Origin of the sequence: Devosia sp. BK, assembly GCF_032907385.1 — a bacterium.
Taxonomy (GTDB): domain Bacteria; phylum Pseudomonadota; class Alphaproteobacteria; order Rhizobiales; family Devosiaceae; genus Devosia.
Map to the genome: position 1 here is coordinate 49,931 of NZ_JAIMBX010000004.1, position 15,991 is coordinate 65,921.

Below are 15,991 nucleotides of genomic sequence, written 5' to 3' on the forward strand. Positions count from 1 at the left end.
TTAATCACTCTGCCCTAGAGGCGGGTCTCCCGAAAGAAGATTCAGGTTCTCGGGAGACCGCTGCTCAGAGAGGCGGAGGAAACAAGCCGCGTCGGCGACGCCCAAAATGATAAAACGTCAGCATGATCTCAGCTCGCTATCGGCGCGGCCTGCGTTTCAGCTTCGATAGCGTCGAAAGCAGCGGCAATCTTGCCCACGGCTTCTTCGATATCGGCTTCCGAAACGATCAGCGGCGGCAAGAGACGCAGCACATTGTCCCCTGCCCCGATCGTGAGCAATTGGTGATCGTCGCGGAGGCGCGTGACCATGTCGCGCACCGGCGTCGAAATCTTGATGCCAGCGAGCAGCCCCTTGCCGCGTAGCTCCAGCACATAGTCGGGATATTTTTGCGCCAATTGCTGCAGGTGCCAGGCGAGACGCTGGCCCATGACATTGACGTTGTCGATAAAGCCGGGCGCCAGGACACGATCGAGCACGGCATTGCCCACCGCCGTCGCCAGCGGATTGCCGCCATAGGTCGAGCCATGTGTGCCCGGGACCATGGATGCTGCGACATCGCCCTTGGCGAGGCACGCGCCGAGCGGAAAACCGCCGCCGATCGCCTTGGCGACCGCGACGATATCGGGCGTGATCCCACTCCATTCATGCGCAAAAAAGCGTCCGGTGCGGCCAAAGCCACACTGCACTTCATCGAGAATGAGCAGCATGTCGTGTTCGTCGCAGAGCGCGCGGAGACCCTGCATGAATTCATTGGTCATGGCGGTCACGCCGCCCTCGCCCTGCACAGGCTCGATGAGAATGGCGCAGGTCTGGGGCGTGATCAGCGCCTTGACGCTCTCGATATCGCCGGGCTTGGCGTGCTTGAAGCCGGGCGCGGCAGGTCCAAAGCCCTGGAGGTAATCGGGATTGCCGCCAGCCGCGATCGTGCCGAGCGTCCGGCCGTGGAAGGAGCCGCTAAAGGCGATAACCTCGAAGCGCTCTTCTTGACCCTTGGCCCAGAAATAGTGCCGCGCGGTCTTGATGGCGCATTCGATCGCTTCGGCGCCCGAATTGGTGAAGAAGACGGCATCGGCAAAGGTTGCTTCGACGAGCCGTTGGCCGAGGCGTTCTTGCTCGGGAATAGTAAAGGTGTTGGCCGTGTGCCAGACCTTGTCCGCTGCAGCCTTGAGCGCGCTGACAAGATGCGGGTCGCCATGGCCAAGCGCATTCACCGCAACGCCGGAATGAAAGTCCAGATATTCGCGTCCATGCTGGTCGAAAAGGCGCATGCCTTCGCCGCGCTCGAACGAAACTTCGGAACGGGCATATGTGGCATAGAGCGCAGACATGGAAGGCTCCCCTTTTCTTCTTAGGCGGGATGCGAAAAACCGTGGCAAAGGTGCCACACAAATCAAAAACGCTGCTCACTGGCAGCGCCTTGGACGGGGAGAATTAGGCGGGTTTTGGCTGCCAAGTCAACGCTCTCGCAGGCAAGTGCCTGATTTGACTCAATGATTGTTAGCGAAAAATTAACCACTGAATTCGGGGGGAAAAACAGCCCCGACTCTTGATCCCGATTCCGCCGATGTCGTAAGGTCATAGGCATTGGGGACACGATATCTCGTGTGGCGGACCCACTCAGCATACGAGCCGTAGAGTCGAAAGGCTGCCAAGTCACTTTGGCGGCGGAGAAAAGGATTCTAAGTTGACGATGGTTACCGGAGCGCAATCGAATGGCTGGACCGACGATCGCGTCGAACTTCTCAAGAAACTTTGGATGGAAGGCCTGAGCGCCAGCCAGATCGCCGGCGAGCTCGGCGAAGGCGTGACCCGCAATGCGGTGATCGGCAAGGTTCATCGCTTGAAGCTTTCGGCTCGTGCCAAGCCCACCAATACCGCACCACGCACCCGCCCGGCGCCACGTCCCGCGCCGCGCCGGCCTGCCGGTCCCAGTGTCTCGACCAGCGCGCCGAGCATGGCCGCTGCGGCCAAGCCGCGCCCGTCGATGCCGCGTCCGCAGGTCATGGGCGCCACCGCTCTCGCCATGTCGCCCGATATGGAGCAGGAGCTTTACGTCGCTCCCGCGAGCCAGGAAATCTTCATTCCCGAGGACAAGCGCCTGAGCCTCCTCCAGCTCAACGAGCACACCTGCAAGTGGCCGATCGGCGATCCGCTCTCGAAGGATTTTTATTTCTGCGGCCAGCACAGCCTCGAGACCGGCCCCTATTGCGATTTCCACTCGCGCCGGGCCTATCACCAGCTCGACAAGAAAAAGCGCTGATCAGCTAAAAATAAAGGGCGCCGCGAGCGCCCTTTTTATTTGCCTAAAAGCAAACCGCGTTAGCCGAGATTGCTCGAGCGCAAGGGACCTGCGGGATTATCCTTGCCCACCACGACCGGCAGGCCATGGCGCGCGGCAATGACGAAGCGCCCGTCGCGCGTGAGCACCAGCCCACCGGGCGTCAGCCGCGCCAATTTGTGGTAGCACAGCGCCCGCTGGATCGACCATTCGATATGGCCCTGCGCGCCCGCCGTCATCGAGACCATCGCCATGCGTTCGGCCAGCGTCAGCTGCGCCCAGGTGATCCGGTCCAGTTTTCCAGAAATACTCATTCAACCCTCCGCCGCAAAGATCCCCCGATTGCGTCCAAACGCGCCATATGCGCTCTGGTTGCGGCGGCAACCTCCGGCGGCTTCGTGCAAAATCCGGGTACCGCTTTTGTTCACGAGCCTTTAAAGTTGCGCCCGGACTGAAAGGGAATCGTCTCATGCATCTGCTGCTCGTCGATGGCTCGGGTTACATCTTCCGCGCCTTCCACGCCCTGCCGCCGCTCAATCGCAAGTCCGATGGCCTGCCCGTCGGCTGCGTGCAGGGGTTCTGCAACATGCTGTTCAAGCTCACGCAGGACATGGATATCGATGAGCCGCCCACCCACATGGCCGTCATCTTCGACGCCAAGGGCAAAACTTTTCGCGACGATCTCTATCCCCAATATAAGGCCCAGCGCCCGCCTGCGCCCGAAGAACTGGTCCCGCAATTCCCGCTGACCCGCTCGGCCACCCGCGCCTTTTCCATTCCCTCCATCGAAATGGAAGGCTGGGAGGCCGATGACATCATGGCCACCTACGCCTGCATGGCCCGCGCCGCCGGCATGAAGGTGACCATCGCTTCGTCCGACAAGGACCTGATGCAGCTCGTCGAGCCCGATGGCTCCATTCGCCTCCTCGACACCATCCCCCGCCCCGGCCAGCCGCCCCTGCGCTGGATCGGGCCCGAAGAGGTTTTCACCAAGTTTGGCGTTACCCCCGACAAGGTCATCGACGTCCAGGCGCTCTGTGGCGATAGCGTCGACAACGTCCCCGGTGTGCCCGGCATCGGCGTCAAGACCGCGGCCGAGCTCATCAATACCTATGGCAATCTCGAAACCCTCTTAGAGCGCGCCACCGAGATCAAGCAGAACGCCCGCCGCGAAAAGCTGATCGCCAATGCCGATCTCGCGCGCATCTCCAAGACACTCGTCACCCTCGAGCAAAAGGTCCCCGTCGAAATCGACCTCGATGGCCTCATCCGCCAGCCCATGGCGCCTTCGGTGCTGTTCCCCTTCCTCAAGGCCATGGAATTCGCGACCATCACCAAGCGCATGGCGACCCTGCTCGACGCTAATCCCGATGATTTCGAGGCCGATCCCGATCTCCGCGCCGGTGGCGCCGAAGCTCCGGCCTCGCTCAAATCCACCTCGCTCTCCGTCGCCAAGGCGAAAATCGCCGCCAATGTCGTGCCCGGTTCCGGCCCCGCGAAATTCGCCGCCGAAGAGCATGCGCGCATCAAGGCCATTCCCGTCGATTACGACGCCTACGAAACCGTCACCAAGCCCGAGCGCCTCGCCGCCTGGGTCCAGAAAATCTGGGATGTCGGCTACGTCTCGATCGACACCGAAACCACCGGGCTCGATCCGCAACAGGCCGATCTCGTCGGCATCTGCCTCTCCACCCAGATCGGCGAAGGCTGCTATATCCCGGTGGGCCATGTCCTTGCCGGCGATCTCCTTTCGGGCGGCGGCCTCGTCGAGGGCCAATTGCCCATTCGTGATGTGCTCGAAGCCCTGAAACCGGTCATCGAGGCGCCCTCGATCCTCAAAATCGGGCAAAACATCAAATACGACATGGAGATCTTTTGGCGCTACGGCATCAACCTCGCGCCCATCGACGACACCATGCTCATCTCCTATGCGCTCGATGGCCCACGCTATAATGGCATGGACGTCCTCGCCGACCATTGGCTCGGCCACAAGACCATCACCTTCACCGAGCTCGCCGGCACCGGAAAGGCGCAAAAAACCTTCGACCAGCTCGACATCGCTGCTGCCGCCCGCTACGCCGCCGAGGATGCCGACGTCACTCTCCGCCTTTGGCATGTGCTGAAACCGCGCCTCGCCGCGGAAAATGCCACGACGCTCTACGAAACCCTCGAACGCCCGCTCGCCCCGGTCCTGGCGCGCATGGAAGCCCGCGGCATCACCGTCGATCGGCAGATCCTGGCGCGCCTTTCCGGCGATTTCTCCCAGCGCGCCGCCGCCTTCGAGGCCGAAGCCTACGAGCTTGCCGGCCAGAGTTTCAATCTCGGCTCGCCCAAGCAGCTCGGCGAAATCCTTTTCGACAAGATGCAGATCGAGGGCGGCACCAAGACCAAGACCGGCGCCTGGTCGACGGGCGCCGATGTGCTCGAAGACCTCGCCCTCAAAGGCGTGCCGCTTGCCCGCACCATCGTCGATTGGCGTCAGCTCACCAAGCTCAAGGGCACCTATACCGATGCCCTCCCCACCTATATGAACCCGCGCACCGGCCGCGTGCACACGTCCTATTCGCAGGCTTCCGTCCTCACCGGCCGCCTCTCCTCCAACGATCCGAACCTTCAAAACATTCCCGTCCGCACCGCCGATGGCCGCAAGATCCGCACCGCCTTCGTCGCCGCGCCCGGAAAGGTGCTGATCTCGGCCGATTATTCCCAGATCGAGCTGCGCGTCCTCGCCCATATCGCCGATATCCAGGCCCTCAAGGACGCATTCGAGGAAGGCCTCGACATCCACGCCATGACGGCTTCGGAAATGTTCAACGTGCCCGTCGAAGGCATGCCGAGCGAAGTCCGCCGCCGCGCCAAGGCCATCAATTTCGGCATTATCTACGGCATTTCCGCCTTCGGCCTTGCCAACCAGCTCTCCATCCCCCGCGGCGAAGCCGGCGACTACATCAAAACCTACTTCGAACGCTTCCCCGGCATTCGCGACTACATGGACGAGCAAAAGGTGAAGGTGAAAGCCGACGGCTTCGTCACCACCATCTTTGGCCGCAAGATCCAGTTCCCCAACGCCAATTCCGGCAATCCAAGCGAACGCAGTTTTGTCGAACGCGCCAGCATCAACGCCCCCATCCAGGGCTCTGCCGCCGACATCATCCGCCGCGCCATGATCCGCATGGAGCCGGAATTGAAAAAAGCCAAAATCGACGCCGACATGCTGCTGCAGGTCCACGACGAACTGATCTTTGAGGTGCCGGAGGGGACGGAAGACGTGGCGATCCCGGTGATCAAGCGCGTGATGGAAAACGCGGCCGAGCCAGCGGTGCGGTTGTCAGTGCCGATCCAGGTGGACGCGCATGCGGCCAAGAATTGGGATGAGGCGCACTAAGTACGAGGTTATATTCTAACTCGTCCCACCCACCGGCTGTCACCCCGGGCTTGACCCGGGGCCCATCTCCAGACGCCAGCCCGCCTCGATAAGCACTATCAGTACTCAACCATCTCAAGATGGGCCCCGGCTTTCGCCGGGGTGACACCCCGTGGTTGGCTGCCGCTATTCAGCGTAGGCTCTCACCGCGTCCTTGATCGCGCCAGCGCTGCGGTAGATGTCCTCCACCTGCTCAATGTCGTAGCGGCTTCCTTCTTTCTCCGCGCCAAACACCGTTAAGAATTTTGACTTTCCGTTGAAATGAAGACGCACGATAGGCTTGCGATTGTTGTCGTCAAACAAGATCGCGCAATACGATTGGGCGTCCCGCAGAGCAATGCGAGAAACTGGCGCCACCTCGGCCGCGATAGCTCGGACGATCATGAAGCCCTGCATTTCTTCAGCGGTGGTTTCGATTTTCTTGTCATCGACAGTGGGAATTGCCTCATCAAGTCCGCCATCGAAAGCCACATCGATCTTATGCTTCGCCCTTTGGCGGAACAGGTCATCAAATGCTCGGCGCACGATGGGCTTTAGCTCATTCACTACCGCACCTGTAAGTTTGCCCTCGTAAAAACCACGCGCGACCATGCGCACGAACTCCTCATCGGGATCAGACCATTGACCTTCGATGAAGTTCATTGCTCCGCGCAGATATTTCAGGGATGACGCAGCGGCTTGGATCGTCTCGATTTTGAAATTTGACTTGTGGAATTTCTCCAGTTCCTTGAGGTCGTTATCGTCGTAGGAAAGGAGGTCAAACTTGAAAAAGGGAGTGGCATCCATCTTGTTGGGCGCTTCTAAGTCCGTAAAGAACCAGATGTGTAACCCATTGGTGAGAATGCCAATGTTGGCATCTGAGGTGTGGAAGTAACGGAAAAGCTGACTGTACTGTGCATCACGCAGGTTGGTAGATACGGACTTTGCTTCGACTAGGTATTCAATGCGATCGCCTATCTTGCAGGCGTAATCGATTTTCTCTCCTTTCTTCAGCCCGACATCCGCGACGTATTCTGGAATGATCTGGGTTGGATCGAATACATCGAAGCCAAGCACTCGCAAGAATGGCATCACGATAGCGTTCTTGGTTGCTTCCTCCGTCTGAGCCACAGCCTGCGCACTAATCGCCCGCTTCGCCAGATCAGCAACATCTTCTTTGAATGACATGCGAAATCTCCCCCAATAATCGAAAAGTAATTGGAGTTTAAACTTCTGTAAACTACTGCTTTTTCTGTGGGGCCTCCGAAAAGTGGGGTGGCATCTAAGCGTGAGGGCCTGGAAGGTTTAAACAACCTCAGGATGGGCGTCGGCCTTCGCCGGGGTGACAGCCAGTGGTTGGTGAAGCGGCCAAGACGATCAGGTATCGCTTCTATATGGCGTGCTCTCAGCGGACGCTTGCGGCCCGATGATCTCCCACCACAGATCACGCCATTCGGGATTTTGCGCTTCGATCAGCTCCTCTTTCCAATCGCGACGCCACTTCTTGATCAGCTTCTCTCGGGTGATGGCGACCTCGATGTCCTCGTGCACCTCGAACCAGACAAGCACCTTGCAGCCATGCGTCTTGGTGAAGCCCGGCACCAGTCCTTCGCGATGTTCGGAAACACGACGGATAAGGTCGTTGGTCACACCAGTATAGAGTGTGCCACGTTTGCGGTTGGCCATGATGTAAACGAAGTACATGAGCCCCCTCGCGATACTTCTGCGATGCACAGTGACACCCAACCCACCAGCTGTCACCCCGGCGAAAGCCGGGGCCCATCCCCCGGGAGTTGTGAGTCGCGAGCAATCGGCTTTGGCAGAAACATCTCAGGATGGCCCCCGGCCTTCGCCGGGGTGACATCGAGTGTGTTGGGAAAGACGGCGGGCGTTACAGGCCCCGCATCACCTCCGCCGCGCCCTTGAGCCGCTCCACACTCGCCTCATTCCAGCTCTCCACCGCCTGTCGCGCAGCCGCCTCCCGCCGCACGAACGCTTCGATCCGTTCATGCCCAATCTCATCGAGCAGATGCCGGATCGGCGTCCACATGGACCAGTTGGGCCTGACCATCCGCATATGCAGGCGGTCTTCGGTGATATCGAAGGTGACATTGGCCGAGCGCGCGAGGTCTAGAAACTCGGCGACATAGGCGTCGGGCATTGGATCGGAATAAGCCATGGGGCTGCCTCGTATTTGATACAAATACAATGCGTTCTCGCGATCCGGGCTCCGAGCGCTTGGTTTTATGGTGAATGAAGGGTTAAGGGCGAGCACGAGCTGCGGCGCTCACCCCCTCCCGACCTCCCCCATCAAGGGGGAGGTGTAGCATCGCGTTCGAGACTTGCTATCAGTCAAGACCGCCAGCCCGGCACCTCCCCCTTGATGGGGGAGGTTGGGAGGGGGTGTGGTGAGCCACGAAACTATCCCGCTTATCCCCGCTCCCAAAATTTCCTCTATTCTTCCCCCATCCACCCCGCGGGAGCGGCCTGCAGGCGATCAGTGGCGGGGGGAGCCGGTCGTGGGAGGTCGCCTTCCCATGGGTTCTGGAGTCGGCCGCCCTGCGACGAGCGATCAACTGGGCGCTGTGGTCTCTGTCCAAAAATCCGGCCTCCGGAGCGGCTGTCGCTTCATCAACAAAATCTCATCCGAGGCGATTGCTGCTCCGGGGTCCGCTCAATCACCGGAAGCCAGAGGGCTGGCCGGGGCTTCAGCCTGTCCAAACATTCACTTGCAACCGCAATGCGACTGGCCAATTCTCCTCAAGCGGCGTCTGTCGCGCCGCGGCCCCACAGGAAAGCGTCGCCATGTCCGTTTCCACTCCATCTGCGGGTTATTCCCGCGCCCAGATCATTCTCCATTGGGTCATTGCGGCCCTCATTCTCTTCCAGCTCCTCGTCCATGAAAGCATGGAAATGGCCTGGGACGCGCGCATGGAAGGCGGCCCTGCCGAGGGCGCCAATCCCCTGCCCCATATCATTGTCGGCAGCGCCATCCTGATCCTTGCCGCCATTCGCCTCATCATCCGCCTACGCCATGGCGCGCCGCCACATCCCGCCGGCCAGCCCGCCATTTTCGGCGTTCTCGCCAATATTGTTCATGGCCTGATCTATGTACTGCTGTTCGCGCTGCCGATTTCCGGCCTCGTTGCCTGGTTTGGCGGCGTCGAAAACGCGGCCGATGTCCATGGCGGCCCGCTGCGCCTTGCGCTCATCGCGCTCGTCCTCATTCACATCGCCGCCGCGCTCGTGCAGCAATTCGTTCTGCGCAGCGGCATCCTTCTGCGCATGATGAAGCCAGAAAGCTGAGCTTTAACACAAGATTATCAAAGCCTGAGCATAGTCCTCCCCAAATAGAACCAGCCTCTTTGGGGGAAGAGAATGGTAGAACCGGGCACCAAGACTATACTTGTCGGCTGCATGGCAGTTACATTCGGGCCGAGCGCTGTCGAAACGGCAGCGCTGGGCGATCTGGCCAAACGTCTCGGCTTCGGCGCCGTCGCCGCCTATACGCCAGAGCTTGAACTGCCGAGCGAGCGGCTGGTCTTTTACATCGTCCACGCGCTCCTGCCCGATGCCGGCAAGCAGCGCGTACTCCGCGGCCTTCGTGCCTCCGAGCACCAGCTCCGCCGCTATGCGCCGATCATCTGCGTCGTGCCCAAAGGTCCGCGCCACCAGATCGTGCCGCTCGTGCAGATGGGGTTCGACGAAGTGCTGTTCCTCGGCGATCAACTGCCCGATCTGCGGCGCAGACTGACCGAACAGCTCTGCCAGGATATCCTCTATGTCAGGAGCGAGCGTTATTTCGGCCCCGATCGCCGCCGCATCGAACTGATCGATCCGCAGGATCCGCGCCGCAAGCCCGGTGGCGCTTTCTACAAGCGCATGAACGTTCACCGCGATCCGCTCACCGGCATTTCCGTCAGCGAACTCGCTTAAAGAAAAACCCGCGGATCGCTCCGCGGGTTCTTTTGGTCACTAGGCCACGAGGCCCTTGGTCAGTTCGAGCGCCTGCCGCTCGAAGAGCCGGCGATAGATCCCGCCCTGGAGCCGGATCAGCGCCTCGTGATTGCCCTCTTCGACAATTTTGCCCTTGTCGAAAACCAGCAACCGGTCGAGTGCACGGACCGTCGAGAGACGATGCGCGATCACCAGCGTCGTCCGGCCTTCCATCAGCCGCTCCATCGCCTCCTGGATCATCACCTCGCTCTCGCTATCCAAGCTCGAGGTCGCTTCATCCAGGATCAGCACCGGCGCATCGGCAAGAAACGCCCGGGCAATGGCAACACGCTGCCGCTCGCCACCCGACAGTTTTACGCCGCGCTCACCCACCAGCGTTTCATACTTCTTGGGCAGGCTCATGATAAAATCATGCGCATTGGCCTGAGTGGCCGCCTCGATGATTTCAGCCCGGCTCGCCTCCAGTCGTCCATAGGCGATGTTCTCGGCCAGCGTTCGGTGAAAGAGGATCGGCTCCTGCTGCACGATGGCGATCTGATTGCGCAGGCTCGCCTGTTGGTGCTCGGCGATGTTCTGACCATCAATGGTTATCGCACCCTCGTTGATGTCATAGAGCCGCTGGATCAGCTTGACGAACGTCGTCTTGCCCGAGCCAGAATGCCCCACGAGACCCACACGCTCGCCCGGCTTTATGGCAACCGAAAAGTCACGATACAGCGGGGTCGCGTGGCTGCCGTAGCGGAAGGTGACGTGGTCGAACCTGATCGCGCCGTCCTTGATCGCAATTGGCTTGGCCCCTGCCTTGTCCTCGACACCGAGCCGCATGCCGTTGAGCGCCACCAGCTCCTCCATGTCGTTGACCGAGCGCTGGAGGTTTCTGATGTGCATGCCGACATCGCGCAGATACCCCTGCAGCACGAAGAACATGGCGAGGACGAAGGTGATATCGCCAGCCGAAGCCAGCCCCTGCGTCCACATGTAAAGGCCCGTGCCCAAAATACCGGCCTGCATCAGGGTCATGAGGAAACCCTGGATGGTGCCGTTAAGCGTCCCGCGCTTCCATGTCCGCCGCGTGCGTGTGTCCCACTTGGAGAGCACGTGCTTAAGCCGCTCCTCCTCGCGATGCTCCGCGCCAAAAGCCTTTACCACCGAGTTGCAGCTCACCGCATCCGCGAGGGAACCGCCTAGGCGCGTATCCCAAGCATTGGCAAGGCTGGCGGCCGGCGCGACATAGCCCACCGACATCAAGACGGTGAAGGTAATGTAGATCACCGAACCCAAAGCCACGACGAGCCCCATCACCGGCCAATAGGAGCCGAGCAGGATCGAGGCGCCGACCAACATGACGATGCTGGGCAGAAGCGCGATGAGGAGGATGTCGTTGAGCGAATCCAGCGCCCACATACCGCGCGTCACCTTGCGGACCGTCGAGCCTGCAAAGCTATTGGCATGCCAATCGGTTGAAAACCGCTGCACTTTATAGAAGCCGTCATTGACAACCTCAGCCATCATTTTCAGCGTCAGCTTGATGATGCCGTTGAAGACGAAATAGCGCAGCACAACGCTCGTCAGGCCAAGCGCCGCAACCGTAGCGAATGCCGACAACGCGCCGCTCAGCGCGTTTTCGCCGCCGCCGGAAATGGCGTCGACGATGCGGCCCGAAAACATCGGCACCAGCACCTCGGCGAGCGTCGAGATCATCACGAGCCCGGCAATCAGCGCGATGCGCTTGGGCTGATGGGCCCAGTGGCGGAAGGTAAATCCGAGCACCTGTCTGAAGGCGTCGGCACGAAAATCGAGTTTCTTGCGACTCATTCTGGCAGTCCGGTCCCGTTCTCCGGCAACCGGCTCCTCAAAAGGATATGAAAAAGGCGCAGAACGGACTTTTAGAGACAATGACCCCGTTGGGATCAGTCAGCTCTGCAAAAGCGAAGGAAAGAGAAACCGCGGGCGGCTTGTCCTCGGATCAGTGCCCGAGGCGGGCCGCGAATGGGATCAGCCTAAGGTCGGCGGCTGGCCCACGGGGAAGCGAATGAAAATGCTGGCATGCATCGCCTCCCTGTTGCTGAAAAATGAAGCGGCGAACGGTTGATACCCAAACCGTTCGCCTTTGCCAATAGGTTAATACAAGTGAATGTGAGAGGTGGTGCCCAAGAGACACAGTGGGCGGGTGCAGCTCCCCCACCTAACCTCCCCCTACTAAGAGGAGGTATGCATCGAGTGAAGTTCGGGGCCGGAGAGCCACCGGCGGATCCCTCCCCTACCAGGGGAGGCTGGGTGGGGGTTCACTCCGGCCGCCGCGCGCCCGGCGCAACGATCCCGTGTGCTTGGATCTGCGCATAGGCCATCCCCACAGCAAAAGCGCCGAAAATACCAAAGACTGCAGTAAGAAGAACGATCATGAGAGCCTCCTGATGTGCTGGCTCTGTCTTGCGCCTCGCCGCCGCGTAAAACCTTGATCCAGGTCAAGCGAATTTCCGATTTCGCCGGGTGGCGTCGCCACAATTGGCCGGATAGGCTCGCGCCAACCGATTCAACAAAAACAAGGCCATTCCAGAATGAGCACTCCCGCAATCGATCCGACGAAACTCGACAAGCTCGGCGAAGTGGCGATCAAGGTCGGCCTGCAACTGGCCGAGGGTCAGGATCTCATCATCACCGCGCCGATGGTGTCTGCCCCGCTCGTTCGCCGCATCACCGAACACGCCTATAAGGCCGGCGCCGGTCTCGTCACCACCATCTATTCAGACGAGGAAGCGACGCTCGCGCGCTACAAATATGCCAATGACAAGAGCTTTGATCGCGCCGCCGGCTGGCTCTATTCCGGCATGGCCGAGGCCTACAAGAACAACGCCGCGCGCCTCGCCATTTCCGGCGACAATCCGATGATGCTCTCCGGCCAGGATCCGGAAAAAGTCTCCCGCGCCAATCGCGCCAATTCGGCCGCCTATCGCCCGGCGCTCGAACTGATCACCGGCTTCGACATCAACTGGAATATCGTTTCGTACCCAACTCCAGCTTGGGCCAAGCTCGTCTTCCCGAACGATGCCGAAGAGGTCGCGATCGCCAAACTCGCCGACGCCATCTTCAAGGCGTCACGTGTCGATCAAGCCGATCCGATCGCCGCCTGGAAGGAGCACAATGCCAATCTCAAGGCGCGCTGGACCTGGCTCAACGGCAAGAAATTTTCGTCGTTCAAATATACCGGCCCCGGCACCGACCTCACCATTGGCCTAGCCGATGGTCACCGCTGGAAGGGCGGCGCCTCGGAAGCCAAGAACGGGGTCACCTGCAATCCCAATATCCCGACCGAGGAAGTGTTCACGACCCCGCATCGCCTCCGCGTCGAAGGCACCGTGGCCGCCACCAAACCGCTCTCGCACAATGGCACGCTGATCGAAAACATCCAGGCGCGCTTCGAAGGTGGCGTCCTGGTTGAACTCAAGGCGACCAAGGGTCAGGACGTCTTTAACAAGGTGCTCGATACCGACGAAGGCGCGCGTCGTCTCGGCGAAGTGGCTCTCGTGCCCCATTCCTCGCCGATCTCGGCCTCGGGCATTCTCTTTTACAACACGCTCTACGACGAAAACGCCTCGTGCCACATCGCCATGGGCCAGTGCTACGCCGATTGTTTCGAGGGCGGCAAGGAGCTCTCGCAAGACCAGATCTTTGCCCAGGGCGGCAACAAGAGCCTCATTCACATCGACTGGATGATCGGCTCGGACAAGATCGACATCGATGGCGTACATGAAGACGGCACGAGCGAGCCCGTCATGCGCAAGGGTGAATGGGCGTTCTGAGCCGCCCTCTTTATCACCGCCACCCCCTCCCGACCTCCCCCATCAAGGGGGAGGTGAAGGGACAGCGTCTTTTGCTCCATGGTGCCCAGCCCACAGAACGGCACCTCCCCCTTGATGGGGGAGGTTGGGAGGGGGTGACGGTACGCTCAGAACGACCGTTCGCCCTGCTCAGCCATATAGTCGCGCTCCTCCGGCGTACTCTCCCTGCCAAGCGCGGCGTTGCGGAATGGAAACCGCCCGAAACGCTCGATGACCTTTCGGTGCTCTAGCGCAAAATTCAGCTGATCTTCATCTCCCAGCGCCTCATAAAGCCGCACCGAAGCCGATTGGATCGCTGCCGACTCTGCGTGCATGAAGGGCAGATAGATAAAGCCGCGCTGCGGCTGCTCGAATTGCATATCGAGCCCTTGCCCCACCATTTCCTGGGCCAGCACCAGCGCCATCTTGTCCTGCGCAAAGGCTTCGGGCCGGTTGCGGAACAATTGCCGTGAAAACTGATCGAGAACGATGATTTCGGCGAGCCGTCCGCGTGCCCCCGCGCGCCACTCCCAGGCTTCGCCTTTGGCGACATGGGCATGGGTAGTACTGAACCGCTCAGCGATCTTGGCGTCGAATTCAGGCTTGCCGGCAAACCAATCCTCTGGTCCGTGCGCCACGAACCAGAAGGTTAGAACATCGTGTGAACTGCGCATTCCTGCCCCCAATGAAAACCCTCGGGGCAGAAACGCGCCAGTTGCGGTTTAGTTTGCGAGTGTCAAGCGGAGGCGATTGCCGAACGGATCCTGCGTCTCCATGCTGCCATCGAGCTGCTCGATCGGCGCTCCCGCCTTTTCGAGCCTCTCAAGCAAGTCGTCGCGCGTCGCCTCATCGGGCAAGGAGAGCGTAAACCACCGGAGGCCAGCCGATCCGGCCGACGGCAGTGCCGCGTTGGGTCCGGACCAGATGTTGAACGCCACGGTATGGGGCATGTAGTCGAGGCCGACATCGCCCATTCCGAAGGAGTTGATCAAGAGGAAGCCGGCAAAGCCGATGACATCGCGATAGAACGTCATGGCGATACCGAGATCGTTGACGTGCAGATGGATGTGCCCGATGCGCGTGCCGGCCGGCATGCGTGGCGCGAGGACCGGGCTTGGCCCCAGCTCACCCAGCAAATCGTCGAGATCAATCGCCTCGCGGCCCGAATGCGGCTTGCCATCGGCCGCGATAGCATAGGTCTCGCCCTTTTCCGGATCGCCCAGCGTCCCGCGCCAGGGCGTCTCGAAAGTGATCTCGATGCCATTGCCATCAAAATCCCAGAGATAGATGGCTTCGCTGACAAGATGGTCGGTGGGCGAAATGCGGACATTGCGCTGCAGCGCACGCACGGCCATTTGCGCAAGATCGACGCGCTTCGGCACATGAATGGCGACGTGATAAAGGCCGATGCTGCGCGGCACGACCGGGCGGATGGCGCCGGTTTCAAGTACGATGAGCACGGTGCCGCCGGCGCCGAGGGAAAGCGCATTGCCGCGCTCGGCGATCAGGTCGAGCCCGACGACATCCTGCCAGATGGCGAGCGCCTTGGCGCGATCGGTCACGGCGAGATGCACGGGCCCCAGCGTGGTGCTGAGCGGCAGGATGGGTTTGGATTTGACGACGGTCTGAACGGATGTGTCGATCATGATCGACCTCCCTGAAGCAATTTCGGTGTTGCCCATAATCTAGGCCTCACGCGGCTGCGCTTCTATAAGACCGAAGGCGAAGGCTTCGTTCGCAGAACTCTAGCTAATCAGATGCCTTCATTGTCTTCGTCAAAGCCATTATTGACCAGCTCGACGATGGCTTCGAGAGCTTCGCGCGCCTGCTTGCCTGTCGCTTGCACCAGAATGGTCGAGCCGGGCCCAGCCCCCAGCATCATCAGGCCCATGATGGAATTGCCGTTGACCGATTGCCCATCCTTGATGACCTGCAGATTGGCATCGAAACACTCGGCGGTGCGGACGAAGCGTGCCGACGCGCGGGCGTGAAGACCCTTGCGATTGACGATGGTCAGTTGCTGGGCAACGGCGCGATCACCGTCCATTTTCTCAGGCTCCGCCGAGGATCGAATTGGCGACGGTGATATATTTGCGGCCCGCTTCCTGCGCCAGTGCTACGGCTTCGGGCAGCGCCATATCGCCCCGCACGCGGCCGAGTTTCACCAGCATCGGCAGATTGACGCCGGCAATCACTTCCACATGCCGGTTCTGCATCACCGAAATGGCAAGGTTGGAGGGCGTGCCACCGAACATATCGGTCAGGATGATGACGCCGTCGCCACTATCGGCGCGATCGATGGCGGCAAGGATATCCTCGCGCCGTGTCTCGGCATTGTCCTCGGGACCAATAGCGATGGTCTCGCACTGCTCTTGGGGGCCCACCACATGCTCGAACGCCAGCTTGAATTCGTCCGCCAGCGCGCCATGCGTCACCAGAACCAACCCGATCATGCAATCTCCCCAGACGATGGCTGCGCCTTCTGGCGCTCGGTGCCATCCCAGTCCATTAGCCCCCGCTCCCCGCACCGGGCGC

At 60.5% G+C, this 15,991-nt stretch carries 15 protein-coding genes; 5 read left to right on the forward strand and 10 right to left on the reverse strand.

The window, feature by feature from the left end:
- Positions 1-128: 128 nt before the first annotated feature.
- A complete protein-coding gene (locus DevBK_RS18985) occupies positions 129-1,328 on the reverse strand; it encodes an aspartate aminotransferase family protein (RefSeq protein WP_317186594.1) in 1,200 nt (399 codons plus the stop codon).
- Positions 1,329-1,690: 362 nt separating this feature from the next.
- Between DevBK_RS18985 and DevBK_RS18990 the strand changes: the two genes are divergently transcribed.
- Entirely contained in the window at positions 1,691-2,260 is a 570-nt protein-coding gene (locus DevBK_RS18990; RefSeq protein WP_061911750.1) for a GcrA family cell cycle regulator, read from the forward strand.
- Between the two features lie 59 nt (positions 2,261-2,319).
- On the opposite strand, the gene DevBK_RS18995 is transcribed toward DevBK_RS18990, so the two are convergent.
- On the reverse strand, positions 2,320-2,592 hold the full coding sequence (locus DevBK_RS18995) for a hypothetical protein (protein ID WP_062628930.1): 273 nt from the start codon (positions 2,590-2,592) through the stop codon (positions 2,320-2,322).
- A gap of 155 nt (positions 2,593-2,747) precedes the next feature.
- Here DevBK_RS18995 and polA point away from each other — a divergent pair, with 155 nt between their 5' ends.
- Positions 2,748-5,663, forward strand: coding sequence for a DNA polymerase I (gene polA / locus DevBK_RS19000; RefSeq protein WP_317186595.1), 2,916 nt, complete (start codon positions 2,748-2,750; stop codon positions 5,661-5,663).
- 165 nt (positions 5,664-5,828) lie between these two features.
- Here polA and DevBK_RS19005 read toward each other — a convergent pair whose 3' ends face one another.
- The 3 genes from DevBK_RS19005 to DevBK_RS19015 all read right to left on the reverse strand — a co-directional run bounded on the left by DevBK_RS19005 (position 5,829) and on the right by DevBK_RS19015 (position 7,860).
- Entirely contained in the window at positions 5,829-6,869 is a 1,041-nt protein-coding gene (locus DevBK_RS19005) for a type I restriction enzyme HsdR N-terminal domain-containing protein (protein ID WP_317186596.1), read from the reverse strand.
- Between the two features lie 189 nt (positions 6,870-7,058).
- Positions 7,059-7,385: a GIY-YIG nuclease family protein gene (locus DevBK_RS19010; RefSeq protein WP_317186597.1), complete on the reverse strand. Its 327-nt coding sequence runs from the start codon at positions 7,383-7,385 to the stop codon at positions 7,059-7,061.
- A 187-nt stretch (positions 7,386-7,572) separates the two neighbouring features.
- Positions 7,573-7,860, reverse strand: coding sequence for a hypothetical protein (locus DevBK_RS19015; protein ID WP_317186598.1), 288 nt, complete (start codon positions 7,858-7,860; stop codon positions 7,573-7,575).
- Positions 7,861-8,486: 626 nt separating this feature from the next.
- Here DevBK_RS19015 and DevBK_RS19020 point away from each other — a divergent pair.
- Together DevBK_RS19020 and DevBK_RS19025 are read left to right on the forward strand one after the other, a co-directional pair.
- Positions 8,487-8,987: a cytochrome b gene (locus tag DevBK_RS19020; RefSeq protein WP_317186599.1), complete on the forward strand. Its 501-nt coding sequence runs from the start codon at positions 8,487-8,489 to the stop codon at positions 8,985-8,987.
- A 72-nt stretch (positions 8,988-9,059) separates the two neighbouring features.
- Positions 9,060-9,617, forward strand: coding sequence for a hypothetical protein (locus tag DevBK_RS19025; protein WP_317186600.1), 558 nt, complete (start codon positions 9,060-9,062; stop codon positions 9,615-9,617).
- Between the two features lie 39 nt (positions 9,618-9,656).
- Here the strand turns inward: DevBK_RS19025 and DevBK_RS19030 are convergent, their stop codons facing one another.
- On the reverse strand, positions 9,657-11,453 hold the full coding sequence (locus DevBK_RS19030; protein WP_317186601.1) for an ABC transporter ATP-binding protein: 1,797 nt from the start codon (positions 11,451-11,453) through the stop codon (positions 9,657-9,659).
- Between the two features lie 743 nt (positions 11,454-12,196).
- Here DevBK_RS19030 and DevBK_RS19035 point away from each other — a divergent pair.
- Positions 12,197-13,438: an aminopeptidase gene (locus tag DevBK_RS19035; protein ID WP_317186602.1), complete on the forward strand. Its 1,242-nt coding sequence runs from the start codon at positions 12,197-12,199 to the stop codon at positions 13,436-13,438.
- Between the two features lie 146 nt (positions 13,439-13,584).
- Here DevBK_RS19035 and DevBK_RS19040 read toward each other — a convergent pair whose 3' ends face one another.
- The 4 genes from DevBK_RS19040 to DevBK_RS19055 all read right to left on the reverse strand — a co-directional run bounded on the left by DevBK_RS19040 (position 13,585) and on the right by DevBK_RS19055 (position 15,909).
- The gene (locus DevBK_RS19040) at positions 13,585-14,130 is read right to left on the reverse strand and encodes a DUF924 family protein (protein ID WP_317186603.1); all 546 of its coding nucleotides are present in this window, start codon (positions 14,128-14,130) and stop codon (positions 13,585-13,587) included.
- A 48-nt stretch (positions 14,131-14,178) separates the two neighbouring features.
- A complete protein-coding gene (locus DevBK_RS19045; protein ID WP_317186604.1) occupies positions 14,179-15,102 on the reverse strand; it encodes a VOC family protein in 924 nt (307 codons plus the stop codon).
- Between the two features lie 107 nt (positions 15,103-15,209).
- On the reverse strand, positions 15,210-15,503 hold the full coding sequence (locus DevBK_RS19050; RefSeq protein WP_061911737.1) for an HPr family phosphocarrier protein: 294 nt from the start codon (positions 15,501-15,503) through the stop codon (positions 15,210-15,212).
- A gap of 4 nt (positions 15,504-15,507) precedes the next feature.
- Positions 15,508-15,909, reverse strand: coding sequence for a PTS sugar transporter subunit IIA (locus DevBK_RS19055; RefSeq protein ID WP_061911736.1), 402 nt, complete (start codon positions 15,907-15,909; stop codon positions 15,508-15,510).
- Positions 15,910-15,991: the final 82 nt, after the last annotated feature.

What these genes read in the sequence shown, in the direction of transcription:
- DevBK_RS18985 (WP_317186594.1), bottom strand. Translation starts at nt 1,328, where the DNA reads ATGTCTGCGCTCTATGCCACATATGCCCGTTCCGAAGTTTCGTTCGAG.
- DevBK_RS18990 (WP_061911750.1), top strand. Translation starts at nt 1,691, where the DNA reads ATGGTTACCGGAGCGCAATCGAATGGCTGGACCGACGATCGCGTCGAA.
- DevBK_RS18995 (WP_062628930.1), bottom strand. Translation starts at nt 2,592, where the DNA reads ATGAGTATTTCTGGAAAACTGGACCGGATCACCTGGGCGCAGCTGACG.
- polA (WP_317186595.1), top strand. Translation starts at nt 2,748, where the DNA reads ATGCATCTGCTGCTCGTCGATGGCTCGGGTTACATCTTCCGCGCCTTC.
- DevBK_RS19005 (WP_317186596.1), bottom strand. Translation starts at nt 6,869, where the DNA reads ATGTCATTCAAAGAAGATGTTGCTGATCTGGCGAAGCGGGCGATTAGT.
- DevBK_RS19010 (WP_317186597.1), bottom strand. Translation starts at nt 7,385, where the DNA reads ATGTACTTCGTTTACATCATGGCCAACCGCAAACGTGGCACACTCTAT.
- DevBK_RS19015 (WP_317186598.1), bottom strand. Translation starts at nt 7,860, where the DNA reads ATGGCTTATTCCGATCCAATGCCCGACGCCTATGTCGCCGAGTTTCTA.
- DevBK_RS19020 (WP_317186599.1), top strand. Translation starts at nt 8,487, where the DNA reads ATGTCCGTTTCCACTCCATCTGCGGGTTATTCCCGCGCCCAGATCATT.
- DevBK_RS19025 (WP_317186600.1), top strand. Translation starts at nt 9,060, where the DNA reads ATGGTAGAACCGGGCACCAAGACTATACTTGTCGGCTGCATGGCAGTT.
- DevBK_RS19030 (WP_317186601.1), bottom strand. Translation starts at nt 11,453, where the DNA reads ATGAGTCGCAAGAAACTCGATTTTCGTGCCGACGCCTTCAGACAGGTG.
- DevBK_RS19035 (WP_317186602.1), top strand. Translation starts at nt 12,197, where the DNA reads ATGAGCACTCCCGCAATCGATCCGACGAAACTCGACAAGCTCGGCGAA.
- DevBK_RS19040 (WP_317186603.1), bottom strand. Translation starts at nt 14,130, where the DNA reads ATGCGCAGTTCACACGATGTTCTAACCTTCTGGTTCGTGGCGCACGGA.
- DevBK_RS19045 (WP_317186604.1), bottom strand. Translation starts at nt 15,102, where the DNA reads ATGATCGACACATCCGTTCAGACCGTCGTCAAATCCAAACCCATCCTG.
- DevBK_RS19050 (WP_061911737.1), bottom strand. Translation starts at nt 15,503, where the DNA reads ATGGACGGTGATCGCGCCGTTGCCCAGCAACTGACCATCGTCAATCGC.
- DevBK_RS19055 (WP_061911736.1), bottom strand. Translation starts at nt 15,909, where the DNA reads ATGATCGGGTTGGTTCTGGTGACGCATGGCGCGCTGGCGGACGAATTC.